General features: G+C 68.8%; 15 protein-coding genes. 10 read left to right on the top strand and 5 right to left on the bottom strand.

Annotation, left to right across the window (positions count from 1 at the left end; genetic code table 11):
* Positions 1 to 103: 103 nt before the first annotated feature.
* The 8 genes from dusB to BKK81_RS04850 all read left to right on the top strand — a co-directional run bounded on the left by dusB (position 104) and on the right by BKK81_RS04850 (position 7387).
* Positions 104 to 1186 carry a tRNA dihydrouridine synthase DusB gene (dusB, locus tag BKK81_RS04885; protein ID WP_071011056.1) on the top strand — a complete coding sequence of 361 codons (1083 nt, stop codon included), beginning with the start codon at positions 104 to 106 and terminating at the stop codon, positions 1184 to 1186.
* Positions 1183 to 1416 carry a Fis family transcriptional regulator gene (locus BKK81_RS04880; protein ID WP_071011054.1) on the top strand — a complete coding sequence of 78 codons (234 nt, stop codon included), beginning with the start codon at positions 1183 to 1185 and terminating at the stop codon, positions 1414 to 1416. Before dusB ends, BKK81_RS04880 begins: the two co-directional genes overlap by 4 nt.
* 16 nt (positions 1417 to 1432) lie before the next feature.
* Positions 1433 to 3007 (top strand): bifunctional phosphoribosylaminoimidazolecarboxamide formyltransferase/IMP cyclohydrolase, encoded by a 1575-nt coding sequence (gene purH / locus BKK81_RS04875; protein ID WP_071011052.1) that lies wholly within the window; start codon positions 1433 to 1435, stop codon positions 3005 to 3007.
* 165 nt (positions 3008 to 3172) lie between these two features.
* A complete protein-coding gene (gene ruvC, locus BKK81_RS04870) occupies positions 3173 to 3718 on the top strand; it encodes a crossover junction endodeoxyribonuclease RuvC (RefSeq protein WP_071011050.1) in 546 nt (181 codons plus the stop codon).
* A gap of 166 nt (positions 3719 to 3884) precedes the next feature.
* The gene (gene ruvA / locus BKK81_RS04865; protein ID WP_071011048.1) at positions 3885 to 4466 is read left to right on the top strand and encodes a Holliday junction branch migration protein RuvA; all 582 of its coding nucleotides are present in this window, start codon (positions 3885 to 3887) and stop codon (positions 4464 to 4466) included.
* 81 nt (positions 4467 to 4547) lie between these two features.
* Positions 4548 to 5612 (top strand): Holliday junction branch migration DNA helicase RuvB, encoded by a 1065-nt coding sequence (gene ruvB / locus BKK81_RS04860; protein WP_071011046.1) that lies wholly within the window; start codon positions 4548 to 4550, stop codon positions 5610 to 5612.
* Between the two features lie 314 nt (positions 5613 to 5926).
* On the top strand, positions 5927 to 6514 hold the full coding sequence (locus tag BKK81_RS04855; RefSeq protein WP_071011044.1) for a BPSL1445 family SYLF domain-containing lipoprotein: 588 nt from the start codon (positions 5927 to 5929) through the stop codon (positions 6512 to 6514).
* Positions 6515 to 6649: 135 nt separating this feature from the next.
* The gene (locus tag BKK81_RS04850; protein ID WP_071011042.1) at positions 6650 to 7387 is read left to right on the top strand and encodes a queuosine precursor transporter; all 738 of its coding nucleotides are present in this window, start codon (positions 6650 to 6652) and stop codon (positions 7385 to 7387) included.
* 40 nt (positions 7388 to 7427) lie between these two features.
* Here BKK81_RS04850 and BKK81_RS04845 read toward each other — a convergent pair whose 3' ends face one another.
* From BKK81_RS04845 to tyrS, 4 genes are all read right to left on the bottom strand, one after another.
* Entirely contained in the window at positions 7428 to 8102 is a 675-nt protein-coding gene (locus BKK81_RS04845) for a histidine phosphatase family protein (protein WP_071011041.1), read from the bottom strand.
* 65 nt (positions 8103 to 8167) lie between these two features.
* Positions 8168 to 8815, bottom strand: coding sequence for a YbhB/YbcL family Raf kinase inhibitor-like protein (locus tag BKK81_RS04840; protein WP_071011039.1), 648 nt, complete (start codon positions 8813 to 8815; stop codon positions 8168 to 8170).
* Positions 8816 to 8849: 34 nt separating this feature from the next.
* Positions 8850 to 9314 carry a D-aminoacyl-tRNA deacylase gene (gene dtd, locus BKK81_RS04835; RefSeq protein ID WP_071011037.1) on the bottom strand — a complete coding sequence of 155 codons (465 nt, stop codon included), beginning with the start codon at positions 9312 to 9314 and terminating at the stop codon, positions 8850 to 8852.
* A gap of 17 nt (positions 9315 to 9331) precedes the next feature.
* Positions 9332 to 10573, bottom strand: a complete 1242-nt coding sequence (gene tyrS, locus BKK81_RS04830; RefSeq protein WP_071011035.1) for a tyrosine--tRNA ligase — start codon at positions 10571 to 10573, stop codon at positions 9332 to 9334.
* 211 nt (positions 10574 to 10784) lie between these two features.
* Between tyrS and BKK81_RS04825 the strand changes: the two genes are divergently transcribed.
* Together BKK81_RS04825 and BKK81_RS04820 are read left to right on the top strand one after the other, a co-directional pair.
* Positions 10785 to 12167, top strand: a complete 1383-nt coding sequence (locus BKK81_RS04825) for a M23 family metallopeptidase (protein WP_071011034.1) — start codon at positions 10785 to 10787, stop codon at positions 12165 to 12167.
* A gap of 40 nt (positions 12168 to 12207) precedes the next feature.
* Positions 12208 to 13332 carry an anhydro-N-acetylmuramic acid kinase gene (locus tag BKK81_RS04820; RefSeq protein WP_071011032.1) on the top strand — a complete coding sequence of 375 codons (1125 nt, stop codon included), beginning with the start codon at positions 12208 to 12210 and terminating at the stop codon, positions 13330 to 13332.
* A 19-nt stretch (positions 13333 to 13351) separates the two neighbouring features.
* On the opposite strand, the gene BKK81_RS04815 is transcribed toward BKK81_RS04820, so the two are convergent.
* A complete protein-coding gene (locus BKK81_RS04815) occupies positions 13352 to 14269 on the bottom strand; it encodes a LysR family transcriptional regulator (RefSeq protein WP_071011030.1) in 918 nt (305 codons plus the stop codon).
* Between the last annotated feature and the right edge of the window lie 14 nt (positions 14270 to 14283).

Genomic DNA, 14283 nt, shown 5'->3' with positions numbered 1-14283 from the left:
GCCAGCCGAACGCTGTTTTGGCCGGGCATGCTTTTCCATTTTTGCATCTTGCTTCCCGTCCGCCCGGCAGGCCGACGCCAGCGGGTAATCCTCGAACGCCATCGTGCAGATCGGACCGCATCGCCTTCGCAACAACCTCTTCGTCGCGCCCATGGCCGGCGTGACGGACCGCCCCTTCCGCCAGCTGTGCAAGCGGCTCGGGGCCGGTTATGCCGTCTCCGAGATGGTCGCGTCGAACGCCCAGTTGTGGAAGAGCGAGAAGACCATGCGGCGCGCCAACCATACCGGGGAAGTGGAGCCGATCGCGGTGCAGATCGCCGGCGCAGAACCCGGCATGATGGCCGAGGCGGCCCGCTACAACGTCGAGCGCGGCGCGCAGATCATCGACATCAACATGGGCTGCCCGGCCAAGAAGGTCTGCAATGTGGCGGCCGGTTCGGCGCTGCTGCAGAACGAGCCGCTGGTGGCACGCATCGTCGAGGCGGTGGTGGCGGCCGTGGCCGAGGTCGATGCGAAGGTGCCGGTCACGCTGAAGATCCGCACCGGCTGGAACCGCGAGAACCGCAACGCGCTGCGCGTGGCGCGCCTGGCCGAAGACGCCGGCATCAGCATGCTGACGATCCACGGCCGTACCCGCGCCGACCTCTACCACGGCGAGGCCGAGTACGAGACGATCGCCGCGGTCAAGGCGCAGGCCGGCATCCCGATCGTCGCCAACGGCGACATCACCACACCGCAGAAGGCCAGGCAGGTGCTGGCAGCGACCGGCGCCGACGCGCTGATGATCGGCCGCGCGGCGCAGGGACGCCCCTGGCTGTTCCGCGAGATCGAGCATTTCCTCGCCACCGGCGAACTGCTGCCGCCGCCCGAGGTGGCCGAGATCCGCGCCATCATGAACGAGCACCTGGCCGACCACTACGCCTTCTACGGGGAATTCACCGGCGTGCGCACCGCACGCAAGCATATCGCCTGGTACACGCGCGGCCTGAAAGGGGCCAACCTGTTCCGCCACCACATGAACACGCTGGACAGCAGCACGGCGCAACTCGCCGCGGTCAACGCCTTCTTCGACGAGCAGGCGCAGCTGTCGGACCGGCTGGTCTATGTGGACGAGGCGCAGCAGGGCGACCAGGACGGGCAGGACAGCGAAACCGACAACAAGAACAGGGAGTTGCTTGCCGCATGAGCCGCAATGCGATCGACCAATGCATCCGGGACAGCCTGAGCGCCTACTTCCGGGACCTGGACGGCGAGGAGCCGTCGAACATCTACAACATGGTGCTGGAGGCCGTCGAGCGCCCCCTGCTGGAGGCAGTGATGACGCGCGCCGAGCGCAACCAGTCGCTGGCCGCCGCCTACCTCGGCATCAATCGCAACACGCTGCGCAAGAAGCTGCAGCAGCACGGTTTACTTTGAAGAGTCCCCCCGAGCCATGATCAAGCAAGCCCTCCTCTCCGTTTCCGACAAGACCGGCATCGTCGACTTCGCGCGCGAACTCCACGCGCTGGGCGTGACGCTGCTTTCCACGGGCGGCACCGCCAAGCTGCTGGCCGACAGCGGCCTGCCCGTGACCGAGGTCGCCGACTACACCGGCTTCCCGGAAATGCTCGACGGCCGCGTCAAGACGCTGCACCCCAAGGTGCACGGCGGCATCCTGGCGCGCCGCGACCTGCCCGAGCACATGGCCGCGCTGGCCGAGCACGGCATCCCGACCATCGACCTGCTGGTGGTCAACCTCTACCCGTTCCAGCAGACCGTGACCAAGGATGACTGCACGCTGCCGGACGCGATCGAGAACATCGACATCGGCGGCCCGACCATGCTGCGCTCGGCAGCCAAGAACCACCGCGACGTCACCGTGATCGTCGATCCGGCCGACTACGCGCCGGTGCTGGCCGAGATGCGCGCCCATGGCAACCAGGTCGGCTACGACACCAATTTCCGCCTGGCCACCAAGGTGTTTGCGCATACCGCGCAGTACGACGGCGCCATCACCAACTACCTGACCAGCCTCGGCCCGGAGAAGTCGCACCAGGCGCGCAGCCGCTACCCGCAGACGCTGAACCTGGCCTTCGAGAAGGTGCAGGAAATGCGCTACGGCGAGAACCCGCACCAGTCGGCCGCCTTCTATCGCGACCTGAAGGCCGTGGACGGCGCGCTGGCCAACTACGTGCAGCTGCAGGGCAAGGAACTGTCGTACAACAACATCGCCGATGCCGACGCGGCCTGGGAATGCGTCAAGTCCTTCGCCCCGTCCGCCGGCGCGGCCTGCGTCATCATCAAGCACGCCAACCCCTGCGGCGTGGCGGTCGGCGTCTCCGCCCTGGAAGCCTATGAGAAGGCCTTCAAGACCGATTCGACCTCGGCCTTCGGCGGCATCATCGCCTTCAACGTCGAACTGGACGAAGCCGCCGCGCAGGCGGTCGCCAAGCAGTTCGTCGAAGTGCTGATCGCGCCGTCGTTCTCCGCCGGCGCGCGCGCCGTGTTCGAGGCCAAGCAGAACGTGCGCCTGCTCGAGATCCCGCTGGGCCAGGGCCTCAACCCGTTCGACTTCAAGCGCGTCGGCGGCGGCCTGCTGGTGCAGGGCCCGGACGCCAAGAACGTGCAGCCGGCCGAGCTGCGTGTGGTGACCAAGCGCCACCCGACGCCCAAGGAAATGGATGACCTGATGTTCGCCTGGCGCGTCGCCAAGTTCGTCAAGTCCAATGCCATCGTCTTCTGCGGCGGCGGCATGACGCTGGGCGTGGGCGCGGGCCAGATGAGCCGCGTCGACTCGGCACGCATTGCCAGCATCAAGGCACAGAACGCCGGCCTGACGCTGGCGGGCTCGGCCGTGGCATCGGACGCCTTCTTCCCGTTCCGCGACGGCCTGGACGTGGTGGTGGATGCCGGCGCGACCTGCGTGATCCAGCCGGGCGGCTCGATGCGCGACGACGAGGTGATCGCCGCCGCCGACGAGCGCAACATCGCCATGGTGCTGACCGGCACCCGCCACTTCCGCCACTGATGCACTGATGCACTGACGGCCGGCGTCTCCGGCCGCGCCCTTCCGGCGCCGGCCGCTGACGTCCCCACACCGATGCCTGCCCCGGCAGGCACCGGGCGGCGCGGCAATCCCACCGCCGCCCGCGCCAGGCGCTAAACTAGTGCCCATGGCATCCCCCCTCCCACCATGCGCATCCTAGGCATCGACCCCGGCCTTCGCACCACCGGCTTCGGCGTGCTGGAAAAGCGCGGCAACCAGCTCCACTACATCGCCTCCGGCACCATCAAGAGCGATGGCAACAGCAGCCTGCCCGAGCGGCTGAAGACCCTGTACGACGGCGTGGCCGAGGTCACGCGCACCTATGCGCCCGACTGCGCGGCCATCGAGAAGGTTTTCGTCAACGTCAATCCGCAATCCACGCTGCTGCTGGGCCAGGCCCGCGGCGCCGCCATCTGCGGGCTGGTGGGCCATGGCCTGCCGGTGTACGAGTACACGCCGATGCAGCTCAAAGTGGCGGTGGTCGGCTACGGCCGCGCCAACAAGGAGCAGGTGCAGGAGATGGTGGTGCGCCTGCTCGGCCTGCCCGGCCGGCCGGGTACCGACGCCTCCGATGCGCTGGGCGTTGCCATCTGCCATGCCAACGGCGGCGACGCGCTCGGCACGTTGGCCGGGCTCGCGCCGGAGCTGGCGCGGCGCGGCGTGCGCGTGCGCCGCGGGCGCCTGGTCGGCTAGTCATCATCGGACCCGCATCACGCTCGGCCGGCAGGCCGTTGCCCTCCTGACGCCTTGAAGGCTTGACGCCTTGGCGCGCGCCCTCGGCTACACTGGCGGCGATTTTCTTCCCGAAGCGCACGGGCGCACCCACACGCCCGGCTTCGCCATTCGAGACCCACGAGACATGATCGGACGCATTGCCGGCACGCTGCTGGAGAAGAACCCGCCCCACCTGCTGGTGGACTGCCACGGCGTCGGCTACGAAATCGACGTGCCGATGAGCACCTTCTACAACCTGCCGCAGACCGGCCAGCCGGTGACGCTGCTGACGCAGCTGATCGTGCGCGAGGACGCGCACCTGCTGTACGGCTTCGCCACGGCTGCCGAACGCAATACCTTCCGCGAGCTGATCAAGATCACCGGCATCGGCGCGCGCATGGCGCTGGCGGTGCTGTCAGGCATGTCGGTATCGGAGCTGGCCCAGGCCATCACGCTGCAGGAAGCCGGCCGGCTCACGCGCGTGCCCGGCATCGGCAAGAAGACGGCCGAGCGGCTGCTGCTGGAGCTGAAGGGCAAGCTGGGCGCGGAGCTCGGCCATGCACCGGGAGCCGCCGCGGTGCACGACAGCGCGGTCGACATCCTCAACGCCCTGCTGGCGCTCGGCTATTCGGAGAAGGAAGCCGGCGCCGCCATCAAGCAGGTGCCGGCCGGCACCGGCGTCTCGGAGGGCATCAAGCTCGCGCTCAAGGCGCTCTCGAAGTCCTAGACCACTGCATCACGGAAATCGGTCGGTGCCTGCCGCCGCGGGCGCGGGGCGTAGAATGGCGCCATTCCGCCTGCCAACACCATGATTGAAACCGACAAGCTTTCCGGCCCCGAGCGCGTGATCTCGGCCGCGCCTGCCTCCAAGCACGAGGAGGCCTTCGAGCGGGCCCTGCGGCCCAAGCTGCTCGACGAATACGTCGGCCAGGAGAAGGTGCGCGGCCAGCTCGACATCTTCATGCACGCCGCGCGCAAGCGGCGCGAGGCGCTCGACCACGTGCTGCTGTTCGGGCCGCCTGGCCTGGGCAAGACCACGCTGGCCCACATCATCGCGCGCGAGATGGGCGTCAACCTGCGCCAGACTTCCGGCCCGGTGCTCGAGCGCCCGGGCGACCTGGCCGCGCTGCTGACCAACCTGGAAGCCAACGATGTGCTCTTCATCGACGAGATCCACCGGCTGTCGCCGGTCGTCGAGGAGATCCTGTATCCGGCGCTGGAGGACTACCAGATCGACATCATGATCGGCGAGGGCCCGGCCGCGCGTTCGGTCAAGCTCGACCTGCAGCCGTTCACGCTGGTCGGCGCCACCACGCGCGCCGGCATGCTGACCAATCCGCTGCGCGACCGCTTCGGCATCGTCGCGCGCCTGGAGTTCTACACGGCGCAGGAGCTGGCGCGCATCGTCACGCGCTCGGCCGAGCTGATGGGCGCCCATATCGAGGCCGGCGGCGCGCTGGAGATCGCCCGCCGCGCGCGCGGCACACCACGGATCGCCAACCGCCTGCTGCGGCGCGTGCGCGACTACGCCGAGGTCAAGGGTGACGGATCCATTACGCGCGAGATGGCCGACGCCGCATTGTCGATGCTCGACGTGGACCGCGCCGGCTTCGACCTGATGGACCGCAAGCTGCTGGAAGCCGTGCTGCACAAGTTCGGCGGCGGCCCGGTCGGCGTCGATAACCTCGCCGCCGCCATCGGCGAGGAACGCGACACCATCGAGGACGTGCTGGAGCCCTACCTGATCCAGCAGGGTTACCTGCAACGCACGCCGCGCGGGCGCGTGGCGACGGCCAGCGCCTACCGCCACTTCGGCCTGGCCACACCCGACGCTGGCGGCGAGGCGCCGTACGACCCGGCCGGCACCGTCTGAGTGCCGGCATGCGGGCCGCCCACGGCCCATGCCCCTGCGCATTGCCAGCCACGTTCCCCGCCACGTTCCCCGCCACATTCCCCGCCACATTCCCCGCTACATCCCCGACCGGTTTGCCGCACCGCGGCAAACCCGGGCTTGGCCCGCCTCGCGCGGCGGGAACCGCCCCGCGCGCGAGTTAAGCGTTTTTGAGTGCCGTTGAAAAACTTTTTGTGGTGCGTTGCCCGGAATTGACGGATTGACCACAATAGTCGAGCCGGCTTGCTGCTCGAGCGTTACGGATCCGGCGCATTGTCTTTCACATGGAGACTCAAATGGATCGACGCGGTTTTATGTTTCGGATCTCGGCCACCGGGCTGGCCGTGGCCACGACCGCCGTGGCCACCGGCTGCACCACGACCGGCAGCGAGGCGCCGACGGACGTCGCAGCCAAGCGCCAGCAGATCAACGCCGGCGTGGAGGGTGCCCTGAACCGCTTGTACGGCTCGGTCAGCGGCTCGCGCGAGCTGGCCCAGCGCGCCCAGGGCATCCTGGTGTTCCCGCGCGTGCTCTCCGCCGGCCTGGTGGTCGGCGGCGAATACGGTGAAGGCGCGCTGCGCAGCCGCGGCCAGACCGTGGGCTACTACAGCACGGCCTCGGCCTCCGTCGGCCTGACCGCCGGTGGCCAGTCCAAGGCCGTCATCATCATGTTCATGACGCCGGAAGCCTATAGCAAGTTCCTCAACAGCAGCGGCTGGACCGCGGGCGTCGACGCCAACGTGGCGCTGATCAAGGTCGGCGCCAACGGTACCATCGACACCCTGGTCAGCCAGCAGCCGGTGATCGGCTTCGTGCAGACCAATGCCGGGCTGATGGTCGACGTGTCACTGAACGGCTCCAAGATCAGCAAGCTCAACATCTGAGCCCGTGCCGGAGTCGCCCTGTGGCGGTCGGCTGTCGCTCCGGTGCCACAGAAGATCCCGGCCGCGGCCGGGATCTTTCCCATGCAGGCGGGGTGCGGCAGTGGCTGGCATAATCGCCGGGAAACGCCGACCGACATGCCGCCCTCCTCGACCGCCAACACCGCCCAGACCCTGACCGGCGGCCGCGTCTACCGCTACTACGATTTCGTGATGGCGGCCTTCGTCACGGTGCTGCTGTGCTCCAACCTGATCGGTGCGGCCAAGGCGGCCCAGGTCACGCTGCCCGTGCTGGGCCCGGTCACCTTCGGCGCGGGTGTACTGTTCTTCCCGGTTTCCTACATCTTCGGCGACGTCCTGACCGAGGTCTATGGCTACGGCCGCGACCGGCGCGCGGTATGGGCCGGCTTTGCCGCGCTGGCCTTCGCCACCTTCATGAGCCTGGTGGTGCTGAGGATGCCGGTGGCCCCCTTCATGGCGGACTACCAGAAGAGCCTGGAAGACGTGTTCGGCAATACCTGGCGCATCGCCATGGGCTCGCTGATCGCCTTCTGCTGCGGCAGCTTCGCCAACAGCTATGTGCTGGCCAAGATGAAACTGTGGACCGGCGGCCGCTGGCTGTGGACACGCACCATCGGCTCGACACTGGCGGGCGAACTGGTCGATTCGTCCTTGTTCTACGTGATCGCCTTCTACGGCATCTGGCCACTGGAGAAGGTGGTGCAGGTGGCCATCGCCCAGTACGTGCTGAAGACCGGCTGGGAAGTGGTGATGACGCCGGTGACCTACAAGGTGGTCGCCTTCCTCAAGGCGGCGGAGCATGAGGACTGGTTCGACCGCGGCACCGACTTCACCCCATTCCGCGTACGGGTCTGAGCGGGCGGCAGCAGCGCACGGCCGACGACCGGCGGCGCGCTCAGGGCACGCGCCGGTCCACTTCGTCCAGCGTCAGCGCCTCCAGGTGCTGGATGTCCCCCCACTGCATCAGCGACAGGCGGTCGCCATCGCAGCGCAGCCGGTTGATGCTGGCGTTGAGCAGTTCGTGCTGGCGCGGCGCTTCCAGCGTCATGTCGGTGGCCTCGCGGTACAGGCAGTCGAGCACGCCGCCGTGCGCCACCAGCGCGATGCGTTCGCCGGGATGGCGGCGCGTCAGCGCCAGCGCGATCTCGACCGCACGCTGGTGAAAACCGCGCAGGCTTTCGCCGTTCTCCGGCGCGTAGTCCGGCACGCGCGCCTGCCAGCGCGCGAAGTCCTCGGCGCGCCGCTCTGCCACCTCGGCATAGCTCATGCCCTCGAGCACGCCGTAACAGCGTTCGCGCAGCCTCGGCTCCGGACGCACCGCCAGCCCGAGCGCCTCGGCCAGCGGCGTGGCGGTCTGCAGCGCGCGCGACAGGTCGCTCGAATAAACGGCATCGATGGGCTCGCCGGTGAGCGCGCCGGCAAGCGCGCGGGCCTGTGCCTGGCCGGTCCCGTTGAGCGGGATATCGAGCTGGCCTTGCAGGCGCCGCTCGCGATTCCAGGCCGTCTCGCCGTGGCGGATCAGGATCAGGTGGGTCATGGCCAGTGCGTGCGGCCCGAAGCTCTGCGACATGCCGTTTCCTCGTTGCGGGACGCCGTGCAGTGCACCCTGCCCGGCTTTTCCGGTCTTCTTGGTCTTTACTTGGCGAATTTCGGATTGAGCGTGTAGGTACCGGTCAGGCTGGCCTGCGCCAGCACGTGGCCGGCCATCGCCGCGAGCACCTGCGCGCCGGTGAAGCTGCCCTCCAGCGGCAACCGTTCGACGTCCAGCGCGTAGACGGTGAACACATAGTGGTGCACCAGGGCGTCGTTCCACGGCGGACAGGGGCCGTCATAGCCGAAGTAGTCGCCCTTCATGTCCGGGTCGCTGGCGAACCAGCCGGTGTAGTCGTTCAGGCCATGGCGCAGGCCGCCCGCGGTGGGCGTGCCGCCGGCCGCCTCGGGGCCGGGCTTGCCGCGCGCGATCACGCCGTCGCTGTGCGAGCCCGCGCTGATCGAGCGCAGGCCGGAAGGGATGTCGATCAGCACCCAGTGGTAGAAGTCCACGCGCGGCAGCGCGGCGGGCACCTCGCGCCCCTCCTGGTTGACGTCGTCGCCACGGCTGGGGACATCGCGGTCATGGCAGATCAGCGCATAGGAGCGGGTGGCGGCCGGTACCTCGTCCCACTCCAGGTCCGGATTGCGGTTGCTCGACAGCGCCACGTGGCTGGCTGCGTCGGGCACGCAGAAGGCGTATTCGCCAGGGATCGGACCGTTGTCGGCGAACGACTTGCTCCAGATCTTCATTTGACTCTCCTTGCTCGAAACGAGCCCGCGCCCCTCATGCCGCGGGCGGCACCCGCAGCCAGAACGTGACCGGGCCATCGTTGGTCAGGCTGACCTGCATCATCGCACCGAACTCGCCGGTCTCCACCTGCGGATGCAAGACCCGGGCCCGCGCCACGAAATGCTCGTACAGGCGGCGGCCGTCCTCGGGCGACGCCGCCGGGGTGAAGCTCGGCCGCGTGCCGCTGTTGGTGTCGGCGGCCAGCGTGAACTGGGACACGACCAGCAGCCCGCCGGCGCCGCCCTTGCCATCGATGTTCTGCACGGCCAGGTTCATCTTGCCGGCCTCGTCGGGAAAGACCCGGTAGGCCAGCAGCTTGGCCAGCAGGCGCTCGGCCTGGGCCTCGGTATCGCCGCGCTCGGCGCACACCAGGGCCAGCAGACCGGCGCCGATGGCACCGGTGGTCCGTTCGCCGACGGTGACGCGCGCCTGCGAGACACGCTGGATCAGGGCGATCATGTGCTTGCGCCCCGCGCTCAGGACAGCGTCACGCGGGCGAAACGGCGCTTGCCGACCTGCACCACATAGGTACCTGCGGCCACCTTCAGCCCCTTGTCGCTGACCGTGGCGCCGTCGATCTTGACGCCGCCCTGCTCGATATTGCGGTTGGCCTCGGAAGTCGAGGGCACGAGATTGGCCTGCTTCAGCAACTGGGCGATGCCGAGCGGCGCACCGCCCAGGCTGACCGCGGGAATCTCGTCGGGCACGCCGCCGCGCGCGCGGTGGTTGAAGTCCTCGAGCGCCTTCTCGGCATCGGCCGCGCTGTGGAAGCGCGCCACGATCTCCTGCGCCAGCATCACCTTGCAATCGCGCGGATTGCGGCCCAGCGCGATCTCCTGCTTCATCAGTTCGATCTCGGCCAGCGGACGGAACGACAGCAGCGTGTAGTACTGCCACATCAGGTCGTCCGAGATGCTCATCAGCTTGCCGAACATCTCGCCCGGGGCCTCGGTGACGCCGACGTAGTTGCCCTTCGACTTGGACATCTTCTCGACGCCGTCCAGGCCCACCAGCAGCGGCATGGTCAGGATGCACTGCGGCTCCTGGCCGTATTCCTTCTGCAGCTCGCGGCCCACCAGCAGGTTGAACTTCTGGTCGGTGCCGCCCAGCTCCAGGTCGGACTTCAGCGCCACGGAGTCATAGCCCTGCATCAGCGGGTAGAGGAACTCGTGAACCGAGATCGGCACCCCTGAGCGGAAGCGCTTGGTGAAGTCATCGCGCTCCATCATGCGGGCGACGGTGTACTTGGCGGCGAGCTGGATCATGCCGCGCGCGCCGAGCGGATCGCACCACTCGCTGTTGTAGCGGATCTCGGTGCGGGCCGGGTCCAGCACCAGGCTGGCCTGGCGGTAGTAGGTCTGGGCGTTGCCTTCGATCTGCTCGCGCGTCAGTGGCGGACGCGTGGCGTTGCGGCCGGACGGGTCGCCGATGGTGGACGTGAAGTCGCCGATCAGGAAGATGACCTGGTGGCCGAGGTCCTGCAGCTGGCGCAGCTTGTTGAGCACCACGGTGTGGCCGATATGGATGTCCGGGGCGGTCGGATCGAGGCCCAGCTTGATGCGCAGCGGTACGCCGGTCGCTTCGCTGCGGGCCAGCTTCTGCAGCCACTCGGATTCGATCAGCAGTTCGTCGCAGCCGCGCTTGGACACCTCCAGGGCGTGCATCACCGACGGCGTCAGGGGGTAGTTGGCCGCGGGGCCGGAGGACACTTCAGTCATGACGTAAGTCGTTGAAAAACATGAGAATTCGACACGGCCACCGGCAGGGAATCTGGTACAATCCGCCCTTCCGGCGCGACGGGAGCAATCCCGCGGCCAACCGCCATTGTAGGCGGCAAATGCAAAGCGCCCGCACCGCACCTCGGGGAGCGAAGGCAGACGAAGCAAATCGTCGCGGCAGCGGGGCCAAACCAAGAGTGAATTTTACGTGATGTGGTCCAGACTCCGCGAAGTTTTCGCGCGTGAGCTGGTGGTACTCGTCGACCCGACCAACGCGCACCATGCGCGCCGCCGCAAGCAACTGACGGCGGCGGTAGGCACGGTGTTCGCGCTGGGCATGGCCGCCGCCATGGGTGTGGCCCCGCGCTCGGCCTACGACGATCCCCAGGCACCGCGCGTGCTGCAGCCGATGCGCCTGCCCGACCTGCGCGAGCAGCTCGACAAGCTGACCGACAGCGACGCCACCTACGTGCGCCAGGAGCGCATGCTGCGTGGCGACACCATCGCCACGCTGCTCAAGCGGCTGGGCGTGGACGATCCCGATGCCCAGGCCTTCATCGCCAGGAATCCGACCGCGCGCGGCCTGTTCGGCCTGGAGCCGGGCCAGGCCGTGCAGGCGGAAGTCGACGAGCGCAACCTGCTGGTGTCGCTGCAGGCCAACCTCGGCGGCGACGTGGCCAACTCCCGCCTGCTGGTGATCGAGCGAGCCGGCGGCGACGACCTCAACCCGCAATACCGCGCACGCGTGCAGACGGTGGGCAACGAGACGCGCTACGAGATGGCGTCGGGCGCGATCGGCAGCGGCGGCTTCTTCAACGCGATGGACGCCGCCAACGTACCCGATGAGATCGTCGAGCAGATGATCTCGATCTTCTCGGGCGTGATTGACTTCCAGCACGATATCGCGCGCGGCGACCGCTTCCGCATCGTCTACGAGGCAGGCTTCCGCGACGGCAGCCTGGTGCGCAACGGGCGCGTGATGGCGGTCGAACTGATCAACCACAATGAGCTGTACCAGGCGCTCTGGTATGCGCCGGAAGGCAGCAAGAGCGGCGCCTACTACACCTTCGACGGCCGCAGCATGCAGCGGCCCTTCCTGCGCACACCGGTCGAGTTCACCCGCATCTCGTCCGGCTTCGGCGGGCGCGACCACCCGCTGCATCACTACTGGGCGCAGCACAAGGGCGTGGACTTCGCCGCGCCGGTCGGCACCAAGGTGTTCGCCTCGGGCGATGGCGAGGTCGATTTCGTCGGCCAGCAGAACGGCTACGGCAACCTGGTCATCCTGAAGCACGCCAACGGCTACTCGACCTACTACGCCCACCTGTCGGGCTTTGCCGGCGTGCAGCGCGGCCAGCATGTGCGCCAGGGCCAGGTGATCGCCTTCGTCGGCCAGACCGGCTGGGCCACCGGACCGCACCTGCACTACGAATTCCGCCACAATGACGTACCGCAGAATCCGCTGACCACAGCGCTGATGGAATCGCCCGCGCTGAGCGGACCCGCTCGCCAGCAGTTCCTGAGCTATACCAGCAGCATGCTCAGCCGCATCAACGCGCTGCGCACCTACAACGTGCTGACCGCCAGCAACTGAGCGAGGCGGCGCCCCGCACCCGACCGGACGGAGCCGGACCATGACCCTCAATGCACGCTTTATCGGCATCATGTCCGGCACCAGCATGGATGGGGCCGACGGCGTGCTGGTCGACTTCTCCGGTCCGCGCCCGCTGGTGCTGGCCGCCGCCCACCAGCCCTTCGACGCGGCGCTGCGCGAGGCCTTCGGCGCGCTGCAGCAGCCGGGGCCCGACGAGGTCCACCGCGAGGCGCTCGCCGCCAATGCACTGGCGCACGTCTACGCCGACTGCACGGCCACGCTGTTGCGCGAAGCCGGCCTCGGCAGCGAGGATGTCTGCGCCATCGGCGCGCATGGCCAGACCATCCGCCACCGCCCCGGACAGTATGATGGCATCGGCTACACGCGCCAGAGCCAGCATCCGGCCCTGCTGGCCGAGCTGGCCGGCATCGACGTGGTGGCCGATTTCCGCAGCCGCGACGTGGCTGCCGGCGGCCAGGGCGCACCGCTGGTGCCGGCCTTGCACCACGCCCTGTTCGGCACGGCCGGCGAAACCCGCGTGGCCTGCAATATCGGTGGCATCTCCAACATCAGCATCCTGCCGGCGGCCGACAGCGGCCGGCCGGTGACCGGCTTCGATTGCGGCCCCGGCAATGCCCTGCTCGACCACTGGATCGCCAGCCGGCGCGGCCTGCCCTACGATGCCGGCGGTGCCTGGGGCGCCAGCGGCAGCGTCAACGTGGCGCTGCTGCAGCGGCTGCGCGACGAGGACTATTTCCGCGCGCCGCCGCCCAAGAGCACCGGGCGCGACCTGTTCCATCCGGCCTGGCTGGACGCCCGCCTGGGTGCCGCCGGCGAATTGCCGCCAGCCGACGTGCAGGCCACACTGGGTGCGCTGACCGCCGGCGCCATCGCCGCCGACGTGCGCGCCTACGCGCCCGATGCGCGCCGGCTGATCGTGTGCGGCGGCGGCGCCCGCAATGCGCATGTCATGGCCTGCCTGGCGCAGGAACTGCCCGGCGTCTCGGTGCAGACCAGCGCGGACTTCGGCGTGCCGGTCTCGCAGGTAGAGGGCATCGCCTTCGCGTGGCTGGCGCGCCAGTGCCTGCAGCGGGCCGCCGGCAACGTGCCGACCGTGACCGGTGCCGCCGGGCCGCGCGTGCTGGGCGCGCTCTACCCCCGCTGAGCGGCCGCACCGGCGCACCTCACGCTGCGCCGCCTTCGGCCGCTTCCGGAACGGTCTGCCGCACCCACGCCAGAAAGGCCCGCGCCAGCGGTGCCGGCCGCATCGCCGGCGAGCAGGCCAGCACGACACGCTGCGGCTCGACCGCGTCGCGCAATGGACGGCAGGCAAGCGGCCTGCCGTCATAGCTTTGATCCCCCGCCGGGCGCGTACAGGACAGCGCCACCCCATAGCCGTGCGCGACCAGCCCGCGCTGCATCTCGAAGGTCTGCGTGTACTGCAGCGCGCGCGGACGCAAGCCCTGCGCCCAGAACAAGGAAAGAAAATACTCGCGCGTCTGCGCGATGTCCTCGAGGATCAGCACCTGCCCGGCAAGTTCCTGCAGGCTGACGGCCGGCAGCCGCGCCAGCGCATGGTCGCCCGGCAGCAGGGCATGGGGCGCCAGTTGCGCCAGGGTCCAGCGCTCCACGCCGGCATCGAAGCCCAGATCGTAGGTCAGCGCCAGTTCGGCCTTGCCGCTGCCCAGTGCGCGGTGGACGCTGGCCAGGTCCGACTCGAGCAAGGTCACCTCCACCGCCGGGTGGCGCTGCCGGAAGCCGGCCAGCAAGCGCGGCAGGTAGTACGGCCCGAGGTCCTGGAAGCAGGCGATGGCCAGCTGGCCCGACAGCGCGGCCTGGCCGGCGCCCGCGCCGCCCAGGTCCGCCGCCAGCGCCAGGATGTCGCGGGCACGCCCCAGCAGGCGCTGGCCGGCAGGCGTCAGCTCCAGCCCGCGGCTGATGCGGCGGTGGAACAAGGGCTCGCCGAGCGCCTGCTCGAGTTGTGCGATGGCTTGCGATACCGAGGGCTGCGAAACGTGGCGCGCGCGGGCGGCGGCGCTGATGCTGCCCTGCTCCGCGGCGGCGATGAAGTACTCGAGCTGACGAAAGGAAAAGGGGATCATGATTTCCTATATTG

The organism is Cupriavidus sp. USMAHM13, from assembly GCF_001854285.1.
GTDB classification, from domain to species: Bacteria; Pseudomonadota; Gammaproteobacteria; order Burkholderiales; family Burkholderiaceae; genus Cupriavidus; species Cupriavidus malaysiensis.
The sequence above is the reverse complement of the archived record's forward strand: the minus strand, read 5'-3'. Positions and strand labels throughout refer to the sequence as shown.

Coding starts and splice junctions, on each gene's coding strand:
- ruvB (WP_071011046.1), top strand. CDS start 4,548: ATGATTGAAACCGACAAGCTTTCCGGCCCCGAGCGCGTGATCTCGGCC.
- purH (WP_071011052.1), top strand. CDS start 1,433: ATGATCAAGCAAGCCCTCCTCTCCGTTTCCGACAAGACCGGCATCGTC.
- tyrS (WP_071011035.1), bottom strand. CDS start 10,573: ATGACTGAAGTGTCCTCCGGCCCCGCGGCCAACTACCCCCTGACGCCG.
- BKK81_RS04855 (WP_071011044.1), top strand. CDS start 5,927: ATGGATCGACGCGGTTTTATGTTTCGGATCTCGGCCACCGGGCTGGCC.
- BKK81_RS04815 (WP_071011030.1), bottom strand. CDS start 14,269: ATGATCCCCTTTTCCTTTCGTCAGCTCGAGTACTTCATCGCCGCCGCG.
- dtd (WP_071011037.1), bottom strand. CDS start 9,314: ATGATCGCCCTGATCCAGCGTGTCTCGCAGGCGCGCGTCACCGTCGGC.
- BKK81_RS04825 (WP_071011034.1), top strand. CDS start 10,785: ATGTGGTCCAGACTCCGCGAAGTTTTCGCGCGTGAGCTGGTGGTACTC.
- BKK81_RS04820 (WP_071011032.1), top strand. CDS start 12,208: ATGACCCTCAATGCACGCTTTATCGGCATCATGTCCGGCACCAGCATG.
- BKK81_RS04845 (WP_071011041.1), bottom strand. CDS start 8,102: ATGTCGCAGAGCTTCGGGCCGCACGCACTGGCCATGACCCACCTGATC.
- ruvC (WP_071011050.1), top strand. CDS start 3,173: ATGCGCATCCTAGGCATCGACCCCGGCCTTCGCACCACCGGCTTCGGC.
- ruvA (WP_071011048.1), top strand. CDS start 3,885: ATGATCGGACGCATTGCCGGCACGCTGCTGGAGAAGAACCCGCCCCAC.
- BKK81_RS04840 (WP_071011039.1), bottom strand. CDS start 8,815: ATGAAGATCTGGAGCAAGTCGTTCGCCGACAACGGTCCGATCCCTGGC.
- BKK81_RS04880 (WP_071011054.1), top strand. CDS start 1,183: ATGAGCCGCAATGCGATCGACCAATGCATCCGGGACAGCCTGAGCGCC.
- BKK81_RS04850 (WP_071011042.1), top strand. CDS start 6,650: ATGCCGCCCTCCTCGACCGCCAACACCGCCCAGACCCTGACCGGCGGC.